Source organism: Hydrotalea sp. GW822-HT8A01 (assembly GCF_058798575.1).
Window position 1 is genome coordinate 3,008,307 of sequence record NZ_CM179506.1, and the last position, 16,880, is coordinate 3,025,186.

Genomic DNA, 16,880 nt, shown 5'->3' on the forward strand with positions numbered 1-16,880 from the left:
ATTGTATCATCCTCAAAAACAACCAACATGCTTAACAAAAAAACAATACTGTCGGCGCTGGCTTTGTGTACCGCCTTCAGTTTATTTGCCCAAACCGATCCCAAAGAAACCGAACAATGGTCGCCTGTGCCGCCCATTGTTACGCCAGGTATGTCTGCATTTACCAACCCACCTTCAGATGCCATTATTTTATTTGATGGCAAAAATTTAAATGCATGGGAAAATGCCAATAACCCATCACAACCGGCTGATTGGATGGTATCGAAAGGCATACTTACTGTAAACAAAAAAGCAGGCAATATTCAAACCAAAGAAACTTTTACTGATTATCAGTTGCATATTGAATGGCGAATACCTGCCGATATTGAGGGGGAAGGACAGGCCAGAGGAAATAGCGGTTTATTTCTGGCTTCAACCGGACCGGGTGATGCAGGTTATGAATTACAAATTTTAGATAACTATAAAAATACTACTTATGTAAACGGACAAGCAGGTAGTATTTATAAACAATTTCCTCCGTTGGTAAATGCTTGTCGCAAACCTGGAGAATGGCAGTCGTATGATGTAGTTTGGACCGCACCACGTTTTAATGAAGATGGTTCGCTTGCATCTCCTGCACGGGTAACGGTTTTTCAAAACGGAGTGTTAATACAAAACAATACTGTTTTAAAAGGTCAAACTTTATACATTGGTAAACCTTTTTATAAAGCACATGGACCTGCCCCCATTAAATTGCAGGCACATGGTGATAAAAGTAAACCCATTAGTTTTAAAAATATATGGATTCGTAAGCTGAATTAGCTAATTTTAATTTGAAAAAATAGTTAAATAATGCCCATTTTTTTCATTAAAAATGTGGCATTTTTGTTTTGTGCAATGCCCTTACGCAATACATAATCAAAACTTAAATGGTTGTTTTCTATGGTGCTTTCAAAACAATAATTGGTAATGTTGTTTGGATACATTTCCTCCAATGAACTCAATTTTAAATCGTGTGTAGCAAATAAAACAATACAAGGTTGCTGTATTAACTGCAAAATAAATTGTGCTGAACCTTCATATTTATCACATGAGTTGGTGCCTCTTAATATTTCATCAATTAAAATTAATGCAGAATGACGGGTTGATAATTGTGTTTTAATATCAGCCAATTTTTGAAGCTCAGCCATAAAATAGGAAGTATTTTCCTGCAATGAGTCTGAAATTCTGATACAGGTAAACAAATACATGGGCGTAAATGAAAATTGCGTAGCACAAATCGGCGCGCCTATTTCGGCCAACAAGATATTAATACCTACAGTTCTTAAAAAAGTACTTTTACCACTCATGTTAGAGCCGGTTATTAATAACACACCCGATTGTTGCAATTGAAATGAGTTTTTAACCAATTGCTTCCCGGATATCATGGGATGGCCTAAATTAGCTGCTGTAATGATAAATCCTTCTGTTTCAATTTCAGGATACACAAATGCGGGATGGTTATAAGCAAACAATGCCATACTATTCAGGTATTCAATCTCGCCTATGGCTTCCAACCATGCGTTGATTTTGTTTTTATTATTGTGGTGCCAGTTATCTAATAAAACAGTACAATGTACATCATACATCAATAAGCTATTTAAAAGGGTAGTGGCCAATAAATTGAATCGTTGATGAATCAGATTGGCAATGAATGAAAGTCTGACTATACTTTTACAGCCTTCATTTGCTTTTTCTTTTAGTTGTTGTAAAACAACTGCATCATTTACAGATACATTTTTAAATACATCTAAAAGCTTACTATAAGTATTCAGCACTTCCTGTTGCTTACCTAAAGTAGCAAATGCTTTACCGTTGTATTTTCCAGCAATTCCTACATGTAACCAATTCAATACAATACAAATGGAAAGCCATGCATAATTGCCGGTATCTAAAGTATAGATGAATGCCACAATAGAAAGGGCAGGAAGTATATACCTGATGCTATTCCAATAGGTACGGCCGGTTAATGAAGTAAAATTAGTTATCCATTGCTGAATGCCGTTGGTATGAACTGTTTCATCATTTTTGTACAGCATGGCTGTAGCAATCCAAGTTTCTATAATGCTGTATTGAGTGCTGTAAGTTTTTATGGCAGATTGATACAATAATATTTTTTCTTTTTGCAGCATTGGATTGCTCAATTGATGAAATAATACCTGTTTACCCAAGTAAGTAGTGGTTCTGTTCAACAAATGAAACAATGATTTTTTTCCGAAAATATCCAGATCGGCATAATAAGCTGTATTCATAAAAAATTCGTTCCCATCATCAAATGCATTGTCTTTTTCGTCCAATACATTCCATTCATTTTGTGCCAGCCATAATTTATTCTGGCAAATCTGTTTTTTGTTTTTAAAATTAAAATGAATGGAAATCAATGCCAGAAAACCGGCTAAACCAAGAAAAGACAATAATAGAATTACCTGATTGTTATTTGTAAAATATTGGTATAACAAATACAGCCATGCTACAAAAAATATAGCACGGAAAAATGCAACTGCATTTATTTTATTTTTTAACCGATGTACAGCTAAAGTATAATCCTGAATTTTATTTTGATAGAATACCTGTAACTGATGAATTGAATCACTCATAAATTTTAAATAGCATGCGTTGATGTAGTAAAACAAACTCCTTCCTGTTCTAATAAAGGCAAAACCGTGTTGTAAATGGCAGGATGTGTGGGTATATGCAGCCCTCTTACATTGAGCTGATTGTTTAACAGAAGTGTTGCTGCAATACCCAGTGGTAAACCTACTGTTTTAGCCATGGCAGTTTGCATGGCATTTTCACCTGTTATTTTTAATTCAGCAATATGATAAAATTTTTGGTCTTCAATTGTATACTCAATTTCATGAATCATCATCACCAAATCTTTATCGTTGGGTTGCAATGCCCATTTTTTTTCCAGAATAAATTGTAACACATCAGCAGCACTGCAAGTACCTTTGTTAATTTGAGTAGCAACATCATACCAGCCAATTTGTTGCAACTGACTTTGCATCAGTGGTGTTGTTGGGAGTTGATGGTACAGATCTTCCAAACCAATTTTTTCAAAATGCAGCTGATAAAATTCAGCAATACACATACCATCTGTTGCATATTGTAACTTTTCATCTGTTAATTGCCAATCAACCATCCATTGCCAGCCTTTACAAAAATCAGTATATCGAATGGTGGTGCGTTTAAAGGTTGCAGCATGTGATAACGCATATTTATTCATGTAATGCAAAGAATCTCTGTTTGAGTAATATACCAACCCGGGTATGGATGCATTTTTCAGTGGAGTACAATTGGCAAAAATTTGCTGATAAGGTATATGCACAATGGCATTATTTTCTTTAAATACTGCTCCGGCTTTTCCGGCCATCACTACATTTCGAGGGTTCCAACTAATTTTATAATGCCAGGCATTATCATCACTTTCCGGTGCCACCAAACCGCCACAATGCGATTGAAAGGAAGTAATTTTTCCGCCCTTTTTCTGAATGGAGGCGATCATTTGCATGGCACTCATATGATCAATGCCCGGATCTAAACCCATTTCACACAAAAAAAGCAATTGCTTTTCCTGAATGGCTGTAGCCATTTGCTGCAAATTTTCATCAACATAGCTGGCAGTCAGTAAATGCTTGTTGTGTTCTATACAATCTTTTGCCACAATATAATGTAAAGCCGGAGGAAGCATCGAAATTACAACGTTAGCCTGTTGTATCAGTGCAATACGCTGCGCTGCATTTTCAATAGCAACACCCACAGCTTTCACCAATGCATGCTGCCCAGCTTTTTCTGCTGCAATTGCAGCATTTGCATCTGCAACTGTAACCGACCAATTATATTGTGTGGCTGTTTTTTTTAAATATTCAATCAGTACGGTAGCCGATTTACCCGCACCAAGCAATAAAATATTTTTCATATGTATATGATTTGCTCCAATCCAATTTTATAATTTTATATTTACATCCGGGGTTGCAGCTATTCAAAACAAGCAACTGAAAACTTTCCTGTGTTTATAAAAAGTGAGTATTTAAATGGTTCGAAAGCGTTAGTACTTCCGCCATATTTAAATACCAAAACCTGTCTTTTTTTCAAAGATATGGCCATAAAATGGTTATTAAAAAGTGATACCTGAAATTGCCGGATAGAACCAACAATTTAATGTATATATCCTGTGGAAAAATCTATGAAAAAAGGGCTTTTAATGCCTGATTTTAGCAGCAAAAAAGCTATCTTCGCCATCCTGTTAAACTTGCACTTTGGGTTTACAGGGTTATTCATCTCATTAGTACTACAAAAGATACATGGAAGAAAATTTATTGCCCGAGAAAACAAACGATAACGACCGTATTATTCAGGTAAATATCGAGGAACAAATGAAAACCGCCTACATCGACTACTCAATGTCGGTGATTGTAGGCAGAGCCTTGCCGGATGTAAGGGATGGCTTTAAACCTGTACACAGAAGAGTGTTGTTTGCAATGCATGAATTAGGTAACAGCAGTAACAAACCTTATAAAAAATCGGCCCGTATTGTGGGTGAAGTAATGGGTAAATACCATCCACATGGTGATGCCTCCATTTATGATACATTGGTGCGGATGGCACAGGACTGGACGATGCGCAATGTAATGGTGGACAGTCAGGGAAACTTCGGTAATCAGGATGGAGATCCTCCTGCTGCGATGCGTTATACGGAGGTGCGTTTACATCGCTTTGCAGAAGCCATGCTGGAAGATATTGAAAAAGAAACTGTTGATTTCCAACTCAATTTTGATGATTCGCTTCAGGAACCTACTGTTTTACCTACTCGTATACCGCAATTACTTGTAAATGGCAGCAGTGGCATTGCCGTTGGTATGGCTACCAATATGATGCCGCATAACCTGAGTGAAGTAGTGGATGGTTGCGTAGCATACATTCAAAACCGATACATTACAATTGATGAATTAATGCAATATATTAAAGCACCCGATTTCCCGACAGGTGGTGTTATTTATGGCATGGAAGGCGTAAAGCAGGCATTTTTAACAGGCAGAGGCAGGGTAGTTGTTCGCGGGAAATGCCATATTGATACTAAACCCAGTGGCAGAGAGCAAATTGTGATAACCGAAGCACCTTATCAGGTAGGATTGGATGCGCTTACAGATAAAATTGGTCAATTGGTGAACGATAAAACCATTGATGGAATTGCACACGTCAACAATGAAAGCAACAGCAGGGAAGGAACCAGAATTGTATTGGATTTAAAACGCGATGCAGTTGCCAATGTCATCATCAATCAACTGTATAAATATACCGAACTACAAACCAGTTATGGTATTAATAATGTAGCTATTAGTCATGGTCGGCCTAAAATCATGAATTTAAAAGACCTTATTAGCGAATTTATTCAATTCAGGATGGAGGTGGTAACCCGCAGGGCTAAATTCGATTTAAGGAAAGCAGAAGAAAGAGCACATATTTTAGAAGGGTATCTGAAAGCATTGGATCATTTAGATGAGGTAATAGCACTGATTAGAGCCAGCCAAACCCCTGATGAGGCCAAGGCTGCTTTAATGCAAAAAAGCACCGAAGAAAAATGGTATCTGGCACAAGAATTATTTACAGATGTTTCATTAGAATTATACCAACAGGCAATTGGATTATCAGAATTACAGGCCAAAGCAATTTTAGAATTACGTTTACAACGCCTTACCGGCATGGAACGCAATAAAATTATTGAAGAATTCAATGGCCTGATAAATACTATCCGGCATTTAAAAGAACTGTTGGCCGATGAAGGTCTTCGATATGATTTGATTTCGAAAGAACTGATTGAAATTAAAGAAAAATTTGGTGATAAAAGACGCTCCGAAATTCAGTATTTGGCTGAAGAGATGAACATGCTCGACTTTATTAAGGAAGAAGATGTTGTAATTACCATCTCACATTTAGGCTACATTAAACGTACTACAGCAACAGAGTACCGTCAGCAAAAAAGAGGTGGAAGAGGAGCCATTGGTACTAAAACACGAGAGGAAGATTTTGTAGAACATCTTTTCGTGGCATCTACGCATGATACCATGCTCATATTCACCGAAAAAGGCCGTTGTTTTTGGTTGAAGGTTTACGAAATACCCGAAGGTGAAAAGCAAAGCAAAGGAAGAGCTATTCAAAATTTAATTCAAATTCCGCAGGATGATAAGGTAAAAGCCATTCTGAATGTGAATAATTTGGATGACAAAGCCTCGCTTCAGGATAAATTTATAGTGCTTTGTACCAAAAGAGGCATTATCAAAAAAACACATCTGGAAGATTTTAGTCGCCCCCGTGCTACCGGCGTAAATGCCATTACCATTAATGAGGGGGATGAATTATTAGAAGCCAAGATGACCAATGGCAATCATGAAATCATGTTAGCGGTAAAATCGGGCAGGGCAATACGTTTTCCGGAAATAAAAGTAAGACCTACCGGACGCGGTGCCATTGGTGTACAGGGTATTGAAGTAGATGATGCCACCGATGAAGTGGTTGGCATGGTATGTGTTGATAAAGCCGATAAAAGCAAAACCATTTTGGTAATTAGTGAAAAAGGGTTTGGTAAAAGAACGCCTTTAATTGATGCAGACGGAGAAGATGTTTATCGCATTACAAATAGAGGAGGAAAAGGGGTAAAAACCATTAATGTTACCGAAAAAACCGGTAAATTAGTCGGTATAAGAGCAGTGGAAGATACAGAGGATTTAATTATCACCTGCAAATCGGGTATTACCTTGCGTACGCCAATTGCCAATATTAAAGAAGCTGGCAGAGCAACACAAGGGGTAATTTTAATCAGATTGGATGCCGATGATGCCATTGCAGCCATATCAACTATTGAAGAACAGGATGCAGAACCAGATCCTTCAACTGAAAATACCGTGCTTTCAAGTGAGGTTAATTCGAATGCAAATAAACCCAATGATGATGCCTCAACCAATAACCTGGAACCAGATATTAACCCGAACGAACCTATTTCAGAAAATTAAAAATAAATTTAAAAATATCAGACACATATTCATAAAATCATTAACGCATAAAAAGTATGTAAAACTGATATATGATTTTATAAAACAATAAACATAAACACATGAAAAAACTTTTATTGGTTGCCTTTTTTGCAGTAGGCTTAACAGCTTTAAAAGCGCAGGATTTTAAAAAAGTGCAAACGGCATTGTTACTGAACCAGGTAGAAAATGCCAAGACAGAAATTGATAAATTAATGCAGGAACCCAAAGCACAAGCCAAAGCAGAAGGCTGGTTCTGGAAAGCCAAAGTGTATGCTGCCTTGTTTAAAGATGATAAAACCAGAGAAAAATATCCCAATACAGAGGTAACTGCTGCAGAAGCTTTTAAAAAATACAAAGAAATGGATCCGGACTATAAAATTTTAAAAGAAAATGGTGGTCAGGATATTCCATTTAACCTCTACGTTACTTCATTTAGCCAGGGTGTAAAAGAATTCAATTCCAAAAAATGGGATTCGGCCGCTTTTTATTTTGGTTATGCAGTTGATTACAGTGATGTAATTTTTGAAAACAAATGGAGTACCGCCAAAATGAATTTTGACACTACTTCCATTTTATATGCTGCTTATGCCAATCAGAATGACAAAAAATTAGATAAAGCGTATCAATACTATGGCAGACTTGCAGACAGCTCTGTTCATGGAAAAGAATATGAGGATATTTATAAATTTTTATTGGTAAGCGCCAGCAACAATAAAAACAAAGCCGATTTTGATAAATGGCTGGGCATGGCCAAAAAATTCTATCCAAATGGGGAATGGGATGATTATGAAGCCGATTATTTGAATAAAAATTATACCCTTCAGGAAAAAGCTGATTTATTTGATAAGGAAGATGCTGCCGGGACATTAACCGCTGCAAAATACCTTCAGTTTGGTGAGATGTTTGCCAATATACCCAAAGATGAGAAAGATAAATTAGACAGTACACAGGAAGTTTATTACAAAAACAAGGCAAGATTGGCTTTTGAACGTGCTTATACAAAAGATACTGCCAATGGTATTGCCGCTTACAATGCCGGTGTGTTGTATAATTTAGAGTTTAATGCATTAGATGATAAAATGAGAGACAATATTCGTTCACTCCAAAAATTAAATGCCGCAAAAGCCGATATTAAAGATCCAAAGAAAAAAGCAGCGTATGATGCACAAATTAAACCACAGGTAGATGCCATTAAAAAAGCCAATGCAGAATTAGATAAACCTGCTGCATCAGCTGCCGATAGCACTATTACATGGTTAGAAAACGCTTATAGGGCTTTAAAAGCTGTTCCTGATAAATCATCAGCAGAAAAAAATTGTTACAATAAGTCGTTAGATATTTTATACAATATGTATACTTACAAGCGTGATAAATCGAAGGCTGACCAAAAATTATTTGATGCCTACGATGCAAAAGTTAAATTCTATGATCAGTTAATTTCTGCAAACGGAAATTAATTAATATTTCAATTTCTCACTAAAAAAACTCATAAACATTTGTTTGTGGGTTTTTTTATGACTATGACTTATCAAAGTAACTTGATTTTTTGTTAGATATCCACCGCATTAAATAAGGTGATGGCCTTCCAATTTGTAATGCTATATTAATTTCTTAATTGTTTTATCCTGTTTAACATAATATAAATTATAGGATAAAATATAGCTGCACTAAATCCAATGCTCATTTTGTCAGCTATAATGTATATTATGTCTCCGCTTCGCTGCGGGCTGCGCCTAAATAAAAAGTGTTGTTGTTGTGGATAATATGTTTTGCTTTTTCAATTTGTTTTTCCATTTCATACTTATCCTTGCGGTATCGAATCGAAGAGTAGCTGCAAATCAGGTATCCATTATCTGTTTTTATTCTAATATTTTTACCATCTTCACGAGTGATGCTTTTGTCAATTTGTTTCATCAGTTCATTTGACAAATTACCCAATCTCGCACCTACAATGTAATTGATTTCATTTTCCTTTAAAGCCTGAATATTTTCAGTGCTAATCATTGCTGCATCGGCAACTACCGTACCGGAATAATAGTATGTCCCTCGAAAGTGTTGCCTGCAAATACTTCATCAGCTATCGGAAAGCCTTCCTTTGTAACCATCAGGACAACTAAAATCTGTGGTTGCTGGGATTTGTTGTTTTTGGAAAACCCATCTTTGCATAACTCATCTTCGTCAAAGGTTTCAAAGTACAAAGTCGTTACATCTGTTGTGACATTTATTCAATAAGATCTTTGGCAATAAACAGCAAATCGGATTGCTCCTGCTCGTTATATGCAGTTCCAATATGCCTTACAATTACTCTCTTCCTGTTTTCTATCTTATAAACTTGAATCGAAACTGAGTTTGTAGCGTACTTTATTTGCCTGATTTTGTACATTTTGACCCATTAGGTCAGCAAATTATCAAAAAAATTAAAATAAATATCATATTATCAGTAACTTATAAATTAGCGAAAATATGGGTGGACAAGTCGGGCGCAATGCATGTACAAACTTTGTAACTTAGGTTAATTATTTGATTTAACTCTGGATGCTTCATCAATAGCACCGGCACTTTTACGGGGTGCTACACCGGCCTTTCCCTTGGCAAAGCGATAGGTAAAACTGATATTGAATACACGGTTATCCCATCTATTATATAATTGAACATCAACGTTTTGAAAATGGCTATATCCACTAAAATGTTGAAGATTCAGGAAGTCGCGGCAATTTAAACGTATGGTACCTTTATTTTTTAATACTTGTTTGCTGATGGCAAAATTTAACTGGCTCATTTCATTGGCAACTATGGTACCTTCCTGCGTTTGCGTTCTATAGAAGCCACCCAGTTCCATATTCAATCCTTTTTTTACCTCAAAACTACTGGTAAAGTTGGTATTGTAATTAATGCCTGAAACATGTATGGGTCCCTGATTAACAAAGCCATCATATTGGTTGATATTCAATTGATTATACCAGTTTATTTTCCAAAATTTAGTGATTGGTAAAGCCACATTTACACTTAGTGTATAATTCTGTACTTTAGCAATATTATCATTCTTTACATACGTAGTATGTGTGCTATCAACCTGGTTAAATACCTGCGTGATTAAATCATTAATCACTCCATAACTTAATCCGGTTGTCAATAATCCTTTGTAAATATGATTCAACTCAATATTCTGGCTGATTTGTGGCAGTAAATAAGGGTTACCTACACTGTATGTGTACTTATCTAAGAAATAATAAAACGGATTTAAATCTTGATAATCAGGACGTTGTATACGTCTTCCATAATTTAAAGAGAATTGATTCTTATCATTGGGTTTATAACTTAAAAAGAAAGTTGGAAATAATTGAGTATAATTCCTATCAAATGATACACCGTTAAACAATTGAATACCTTTTGCATGAGTGTTTTCAACCCTCGAACCCAATTGTATACTCCATTTTTTAGACAATTCCTTACTAAATGAAACATAAGCGGCATTAATATTTTCTTCATAAATAAAATGATTGCTTTGTGTACTATCCATCACCCACTGATTGTTTTGCTGATTATAGTAGCTGGAAACATTATCGGTTTTTACATAACTAAGCTTGAACCCGGCCTCCATTTTAATTTTATGCTTTAACATTTGTGTATAATCAGCTTTGGCTGAATATATATTGATATCTGAGGGCAAATTACCTTTCAATAATTGATCTGGCAGCATTTTATTGCCAGTATTATCGTAAAAAGAATTGATGAACATTTGGTCGTTTAGCGTATTATAATGCACATAATCAACATCCATGGTTAATTCCTTGCCGGTACTATCAAAAACATGTCTGCCATTTAAATTAAGGGCCACATTATTCAAATTGCTGTTTATTTGAGAAGCTGCTTTCGTGGTACTTTGTAATATACTATTCGGATCTAAAATATTGGTGGTATTTCCGTTATTTTCTGTTGATGGGTTAATAAAACCATTTACAACGAATCCCAATGTTGTTTTTTTAGAAGCATAATAATCCATGCCCACTTTATAGGAAACATTAGTTTGCCGGCGCTTCATGTTTGTTTGTTGTTTAAAGATGGAAAGAATATCTTCCCCATTATTGGTACGAAAATTTCGGGTAATATTTAACTCCTGATATCCGCCATAATAGTTGTACCCAAAATTTCCGAACAAATTCACCTTATTTCTACGATAATTCAGGTTAATACTGTTGTTGCTTTTGGGGTACACACCCTGGCCATAACCAACTGTTACACTACCATTATAACCCATCGTTTTTGATTTTTTGGTTTTAATATTAATGATACCGGAGTTACCGGCTGCATCATATTTGGCGGGTGGGTTGGTCATTAATTCAATTTGATCAATTGAACTACTTGACATGCTTTTCAATAAGTTAGCTAAATCTGTTGCACTTAAATAAGAAGGTTTTCCATCTATCAAAACCAAAACACCAGGCTTCCCTTTCATGCTGATATTGCCATCTTTATCTACTAATATGCCGGGCGACTTTTCCAACACCTCCATAGCAGTTAATCCGGTATTAGAGGGTGAAGCCTCTACATTGATAACAGTTTTATCTAATTTCTGCTCAATAAATGGCTTTTTTGTGGTTACAGTTACGCCAGTCAATTCCTTTTCTTCAGGTTTTAAACGGATATCAAGGGTTTGTGCAAATGCCAATTTAATTGGATTAGAATAATAAGTTTCATACCCAATGGCCATTACTTTAATGAGGTAGTTTCCTGTTTTGAGTTGCTGAAACATAAACTCGCCTGATTTATCTGAAACCGTCATTTTAATGGTTGCTGAATCTGATGCATTTAATACCATAATATTAGCAGCTTCAATAGCTCTTTTCTGAGCCGATACCTGGCCTTTTATGGTGAAGCTGGCAGTAGTTTGGGAACGTACAGTAGCAACAAAACCTGCTATTATGCTCACTAAGATGAATAAAAATGTATTTTTTTTCATGATGTTTATTTTTTTAGTTCTGGTATATAAATATTACATAACAAAACTAAGTAGCATGTTAAACATAGTACATTGTTTTATATCGGAAGGCATATTTTAAAGGATGAATGGCAGAAAAGTAGGAAGAAAGAAAAAGGACGATAGCATCATCAGTAGTTTAACGAAATACTTCTGCATTCGTTACACCCTTATAAACAAAATCTGTTAAAAAGATGGAGAAAAAAATGCCATCCCAAAAATAAATCGAAATGGCATGCATGTAATAATTATAAATGCGGTTTAGCTATGGGCCGGGTATTGTGGTAATTTAATTTTCTTTGAATAAAAATACAATACTATACCTGAAACAATCAATGCGGATGAAATAAGCTCGGCTTGTGTTGGTTGAAGTCCCCAAAAGTGGTATCGGGTATTTACCCGTATTTTTTCGATGAAAAAACGTTCTAACCCGTTCAAAATGAGGTATATGGCAAATATTCTGCCGGGCGTAGTAATTTTTTTGCGGATTATCCACAATACTGCAAACAATATCAAACACATTACTATTTCATACAAGGGTGTAGGGAAAACTCCAATTGGTAAATAAGAACAATAATTACCGGTACAATCAGCAAAACGAACGCCTTCATTTACTACATTGTGTGGATAATTATAAGCAAACAACCAATTGGGTAAACCCCAAAATGAATGCACAGAAAGGTGTTCTATTTTAAAGGTAGTAAACTGCTCGCTGTAATAATGCTGATTGGCTTGTAATGCCCTGGTAAACTGATCTACTGTTGCAGTCACCAATTTACCCTGAGCATTGCTTACATAAGCACTGTTCAAAATTCCCCAGTCCCCATCACCGGCAACCTGGCAACCAATTCTGCCCAAACCATACGCCAGCATTAAAGCAGGTGCTGCGGCATCGCAAAGGGCAATAAAAGGAATATTGTGTTTTTTGGTATAGAAATACAAAGCAATAGTTGCACAAATTAATCCACCATAAAAAGTAAGTCCGCTGAAGGATATAAGAGAACCAATAGGATCACTGATAAAATCATCCCAGGTTTCAAGGCTATTAAAAATTTTAGCTCCTGCAAACCCAAATATGGCAGCATAAATTACAATATCACCCACCCGATCCTGCGGCCATACTCTAATAATTCTTTTTTCAGGTTTTGCTAATTTTTCTTTATTTTTTTCCCGCCATTTTAATGCTGCAAATAATACACCCAACAAAATACCCATTGGTAAATTTCCCTGAGAAGATAAAATAAAACTTTGCGGATCAGTCAGAGCTGTTGGTATCAAAAATGCACCCACAATTTTAAATCCCATAATGAATCCAAGAAAAAAATTCAGCAATAATTCCTGCGTCGTGGCTGCCCCTCCTACTAAAATTGTTTTTTCTGTATAAGTTAAAATGCCTGCTGACTGTTTACGTTTCAATTCCAATGTTAATATCCATGCAGATATTACAAAAGAAAGGGCTACAAAAAAACCAAATGAATTAATTAATTTCAATCCGTTCCATTCAACCCCAAATAAGTCTTTGAATACAAAATACAGGTTTGGATACATAGCCTTTTTTTGATGTGAAAATTTGAATTGCAATGTTAACTAGAAAATGCCAAAACTTTAAATTATTCTGTATGGTTGCATAAAGAAAAGTCCCGTAGAAACGGGACTTTGTACATTACTAACACATCTATAACAAAGTACAAAGAATTAGTTGCAATATTGTTCAAATTCATGAATTAAATATTGAGCAATCACTTGTGCCGGTCTTCCTTCAATTTGATGGCGCTCAATCATACTCACTAATTTGCCATCTTTAAAAAGCGCAATAGCAGGTGATGATGGCGGATAAGGCAATAAATGTTCTCTGATCTTGTTTACTGCCTCCATATCAAAACCTGCAAAACTGGTTACCAAACGAGTGGGTTTTTTGGTTGCATTATGCACTGCCATTAAAACTCCGGGTCTGCAGCTACCTGCTGCACAACCGCAAACAGAGTTTACAACTACAAGTGTTGTTCCTTCTTTTTGAAGGGTGGCATCTACATCGACCGCTGTGAGCATTTCCTCAAATCCACTTTCGGTTAATTCAGCCTTCATGGGTATTACAATCTCTTCGGGATACATATTTTCTGTTTTAGAAAGCAAAATTAATCAAAAACCGCATCATTGAATCAGTCAATTGTTGCTTTTTACCTGAATCGAAAATGCCACAAAGACATACGAAATAAAAAAATAATGCCATTATGGCATAAATTATTTATATTTTTCTATTGGAATAAGATTTGAAAAGCTTTGTAAGAAAAAAAATTAAAAATTATGCACAATCGCACAACACAACACAGTTATATAAACCACGATCCATTTTTGAATACTTTAAATGGAATGAGTAGAAATTTTTCTGTTCCTGTTAATATTTATGAATCCTCCAATGCATTTGAAATTGAATTAATGGTACCAGGTAGAAATAAACAAGATTTTCAATTGAAAGCAGATAAAGGGCTATTGACAATTGAATACCAACCTACACCTGTTGAAAATGAAAAAAAGAAAATTGTACAACAGGATTTTACTGCCCACGCCTTTAAAAAAGTATTCAGTTTAACCGATGACATTCAAACTGATACTATTCAGGCAACTTATCAGGATGGTATTTTAAAGGTAGTATTGCCCATAAAAGCTGAAAAGACACCTATAACAAAAACCATTGCGGTTCAATAATTCAAAAATCATTATTTTTAAACTGCCTGTTGAAATGAACATTTTAGAACAGGCAGTTTTTTTAATGCAGGCGGTCTGTAATGCTCAAACCATTTTGTCGAAGCATTTCCAGCGCAGTATCGTAACCTGCATCTGCATGCCGAATTACGCCCATTCCGGGATCATTTCTTAACACCCGTTGTAATCTTTTTGCTGCGGCATCTGTACCATCCGCCACAATCACCATTCCCGCATGAATGCTATAGCCCATTCCTACCCCGCCGCCATGATGCAGACTTACCCAACTGGCTCCGGCAGCAGTATTAATTAATGCGTTTAAAACAGGCCAATCGGCCACAGCGTCACTTCCATCTAACATGGCTTCCGTTTCTCTGTTAGGTGAAGCAACAGAACCGGTATCCAAATGGTCACGTCCAATAACAATTGGTGCTTTCACAATACCCTTTCTAACCATTTCATTAAATGCTAACCCGGCCTTTTCTCTTTCGCCTTGTCCGAGCCAACAAATTCTGGCGGGCAACCCCTGAAAGGCAATGCGTTGTTGTGCCATCATAATCCATTTTTTTAAGCCTGCATTTTCAGGAAACAATTCAAGTATACATTGGTCGGTTGCAGCAATATCGGCAGGATCACCGCTGAGTGCTGCCCAACGAAAAGGGCCTTTCCCTTCACAGAACAATGGACGAATATAGGCAGGGACAAACCCCGGAAAGTCGAATGCATTTTGCAAACCTGCTTCCTTTGCCCTAGCTCTGATATTGTTGCCATAATCGAAAGTAATGGCACCATTTTTTTGCAGGGTTAGCATGTAGGTAACATGCAATTTCATGCTTTCATAACTTAAAGCAGTATAAGCCTCGTGGTTATCATGACGCAATACATTGGCCTGCTCATTAGTTAGGGTATGTGGAATATATCCGATTAAAGGATCATGGGCCGAGGTTTGGTCGGTTAAAATATCAACCGGAATATTTCTTTCAATCAATCGTTCCAGCAAATGAACTGCATTGCAAAGCACCCCAATACTTAAAGCTTGTTTATTCTTTTTTGCGTCTAAAGCTTTATCTATTGCTTCATCAATTGCCAGGCATTTTATATCCAGATAACGGGTTTGTAATCTTTTATCAATACGCCATTCTTCCACTTCGGCTACCAGACAAACACCATCATTCATAGTAACAGCCAGAGGTTGTGCACCACCCATACCGCCTAAACCGGCTGTAATAGTTAAAGTACCTGAAAGTGAACCATGGAAATGTTTTTTAGCTACAGCAGCAAATGTTTCAAATGTACCCTGTACAATTCCTTGTGAACCGATATAGATCCAACTACCGGCAGTCATTTGACCATACATCATCAATCCCTTCTTCTCCAGCAAATCAAAATGTTCCCAGGTAGCCCATTTGGGCACTAACTGCGAATTTGAAATTAAAACCCTGGGCGCATCTTCATGTGTGGTTAAAATTGCAACCGGTTTACCGCTTTGTATCAAAAGGGTTTCATTGTTATTTAAATCTTTCAGCGCTTTAATAATCAAATCGAGTGATGGGATATTTCTGGCAGCCTTTCCTCTCCCGCCATATACAATTAATTCTTCCGGCTTTTCTGCTACTTCAGGATTTAAATTATTCAATAACATACGCAATGCAGCTTCCTGAACCCAACCTTTGCAGTTTAAATGATTTCCGACGGGTGTTTTATATTTCTCCGGATGAAATACAGCAGATTCAGTTGCTAACATGACAATCGTTTTAGCATTAAAGTTATAAAAAATTATATAGTCAGCACTTTTAAAATACCTTAATAAATCAAATCTTCATAAGCAGATTGCAATTCGTTATAAGTATGCTGATCATTGGCATTTTTTGCAGCCAGCATTCCTTTTTCATACCATTCAATAGCTAATGGCGTTTGTTCCAGCCTTTCCAGCAGTTTTGCCAGATGATAGTAACTGCCTACATAATCGGGCGAATCGGCTAAGATTTCTTCAAACAGTATTCTTGCTTTCAGATCATCTCCCATTTTTATGTATTCCAATGCAAGTGAATGTCTTAAAAAATTATCCTTTGGATTTTCTTTCAAAAAGTTCTTTAACTGCTCAATTCTATTCATTTTTAAAAATTTTGTGCAGCAATTTATTGGGTTAG

At 36.2% G+C, this 16,880-nt stretch carries 11 protein-coding genes and 1 pseudogene; 4 read left to right on the forward strand and 8 right to left on the reverse strand.

The genetic code is table 11. The features are described 5' to 3' along the window. Positions 1-27 precede the first annotated feature (27 nt). On the forward strand, positions 28-801 hold the full coding sequence (locus AC3QLY_RS13355; protein ID WP_074418457.1) for a 3-keto-disaccharide hydrolase: 774 nt from the start codon (positions 28-30) through the stop codon (positions 799-801). Positions 802-824: 23 nt separating this feature from the next. Here AC3QLY_RS13355 and AC3QLY_RS13360 read toward each other — a convergent pair whose 3' ends face one another. Then, complete coding sequence (locus tag AC3QLY_RS13360; RefSeq protein WP_492989864.1) at positions 825-2,615, reverse strand: MutS-related protein; 1,791 nt, start codon at positions 2,613-2,615, stop codon at positions 825-827. Positions 2,616-2,620: 5 nt separating this feature from the next. Next, the gene (locus AC3QLY_RS13365) at positions 2,621-3,937 is read right to left on the reverse strand and encodes a saccharopine dehydrogenase C-terminal domain-containing protein (RefSeq protein WP_074419159.1); all 1,317 of its coding nucleotides are present in this window, start codon (positions 3,935-3,937) and stop codon (positions 2,621-2,623) included. 385 nt (positions 3,938-4,322) lie between these two features. Here AC3QLY_RS13365 and gyrA point away from each other — a divergent pair, with 385 nt between their 5' ends. Both gyrA and AC3QLY_RS13375 read left to right on the forward strand, forming a co-directional pair. Beyond that, entirely contained in the window at positions 4,323-7,028 is a 2,706-nt protein-coding gene (gene gyrA / locus AC3QLY_RS13370) for a DNA gyrase subunit A (RefSeq protein WP_074420284.1), read from the forward strand. 101 nt (positions 7,029-7,129) lie between these two features. Next, on the forward strand, positions 7,130-8,506 hold the full coding sequence (locus AC3QLY_RS13375; protein WP_074419501.1) for a hypothetical protein: 1,377 nt from the start codon (positions 7,130-7,132) through the stop codon (positions 8,504-8,506). Between the two features lie 301 nt (positions 8,507-8,807). Here AC3QLY_RS13375 and AC3QLY_RS13380 read toward each other — a convergent pair. From AC3QLY_RS13380 to AC3QLY_RS13395, 4 genes and pseudogenes are all read right to left on the reverse strand, one after another. Next, positions 8,808-9,259, reverse strand: a pseudogene (locus AC3QLY_RS13380) (IS1634 family transposase); the annotation flags it as partial. A 302-nt stretch (positions 9,260-9,561) separates the two neighbouring features. Next, positions 9,562-12,009, reverse strand: a complete 2,448-nt coding sequence (locus AC3QLY_RS13385; protein WP_074419504.1) for an outer membrane beta-barrel family protein — start codon at positions 12,007-12,009, stop codon at positions 9,562-9,564. A 279-nt stretch (positions 12,010-12,288) separates the two neighbouring features. Then, entirely contained in the window at positions 12,289-13,575 is a 1,287-nt protein-coding gene (locus AC3QLY_RS13390) for a prolipoprotein diacylglyceryl transferase (protein ID WP_492989865.1), read from the reverse strand. 147 nt (positions 13,576-13,722) lie between these two features. Continuing rightward, positions 13,723-14,139, reverse strand: a complete 417-nt coding sequence (locus tag AC3QLY_RS13395) for a BrxA/BrxB family bacilliredoxin (RefSeq protein ID WP_074419506.1) — start codon at positions 14,137-14,139, stop codon at positions 13,723-13,725. 192 nt (positions 14,140-14,331) lie between these two features. Here AC3QLY_RS13395 and AC3QLY_RS13400 point away from each other — a divergent pair, with 192 nt between their 5' ends. Continuing rightward, positions 14,332-14,733, forward strand: a complete 402-nt coding sequence (locus tag AC3QLY_RS13400; RefSeq protein WP_074419507.1) for an Hsp20/alpha crystallin family protein — start codon at positions 14,332-14,334, stop codon at positions 14,731-14,733. 61 nt (positions 14,734-14,794) lie between these two features. On the opposite strand, the gene hutU is transcribed toward AC3QLY_RS13400, so the two are convergent. Further along, positions 14,795-16,474, reverse strand: a complete 1,680-nt coding sequence (gene hutU / locus AC3QLY_RS13405) for a urocanate hydratase (RefSeq protein WP_074418118.1) — start codon at positions 16,472-16,474, stop codon at positions 14,795-14,797. A gap of 59 nt (positions 16,475-16,533) precedes the next feature. Further along, complete coding sequence (locus AC3QLY_RS13410; protein ID WP_074418129.1) at positions 16,534-16,845, reverse strand: tetratricopeptide repeat protein; 312 nt, start codon at positions 16,843-16,845, stop codon at positions 16,534-16,536. Positions 16,846-16,880 lie beyond the last annotated feature (35 nt).

Excerpts from the sequence above, each read along its gene's own strand:
- AC3QLY_RS13395 (WP_074419506.1), bottom strand. The coding sequence starts at position 14,139 with ATGTATCCCGAAGAGATTGTAATACCCATGAAGGCTGAATTAACCGAA.
- hutU (WP_074418118.1), bottom strand. The coding sequence starts at position 16,474 with ATGTTAGCAACTGAATCTGCTGTATTTCATCCGGAGAAATATAAAACA.
- AC3QLY_RS13385 (WP_074419504.1), bottom strand. The coding sequence starts at position 12,009 with ATGAAAAAAAATACATTTTTATTCATCTTAGTGAGCATAATAGCAGGT.
- AC3QLY_RS13375 (WP_074419501.1), top strand. The coding sequence starts at position 7,130 with ATGAAAAAACTTTTATTGGTTGCCTTTTTTGCAGTAGGCTTAACAGCT.
- AC3QLY_RS13390 (WP_492989865.1), bottom strand. The coding sequence starts at position 13,575 with ATGTATCCAAACCTGTATTTTGTATTCAAAGACTTATTTGGGGTTGAA.
- AC3QLY_RS13355 (WP_074418457.1), top strand. The coding sequence starts at position 28 with ATGCTTAACAAAAAAACAATACTGTCGGCGCTGGCTTTGTGTACCGCC.
- AC3QLY_RS13410 (WP_074418129.1), bottom strand. The coding sequence starts at position 16,845 with ATGAATAGAATTGAGCAGTTAAAGAACTTTTTGAAAGAAAATCCAAAG.
- AC3QLY_RS13360 (WP_492989864.1), bottom strand. The coding sequence starts at position 2,615 with ATGAGTGATTCAATTCATCAGTTACAGGTATTCTATCAAAATAAAATT.
- AC3QLY_RS13400 (WP_074419507.1), top strand. The coding sequence starts at position 14,332 with ATGCACAATCGCACAACACAACACAGTTATATAAACCACGATCCATTT.
- AC3QLY_RS13365 (WP_074419159.1), bottom strand. The coding sequence starts at position 3,937 with ATGAAAAATATTTTATTGCTTGGTGCGGGTAAATCGGCTACCGTACTG.
- gyrA (WP_074420284.1), top strand. The coding sequence starts at position 4,323 with ATGGAAGAAAATTTATTGCCCGAGAAAACAAACGATAACGACCGTATT.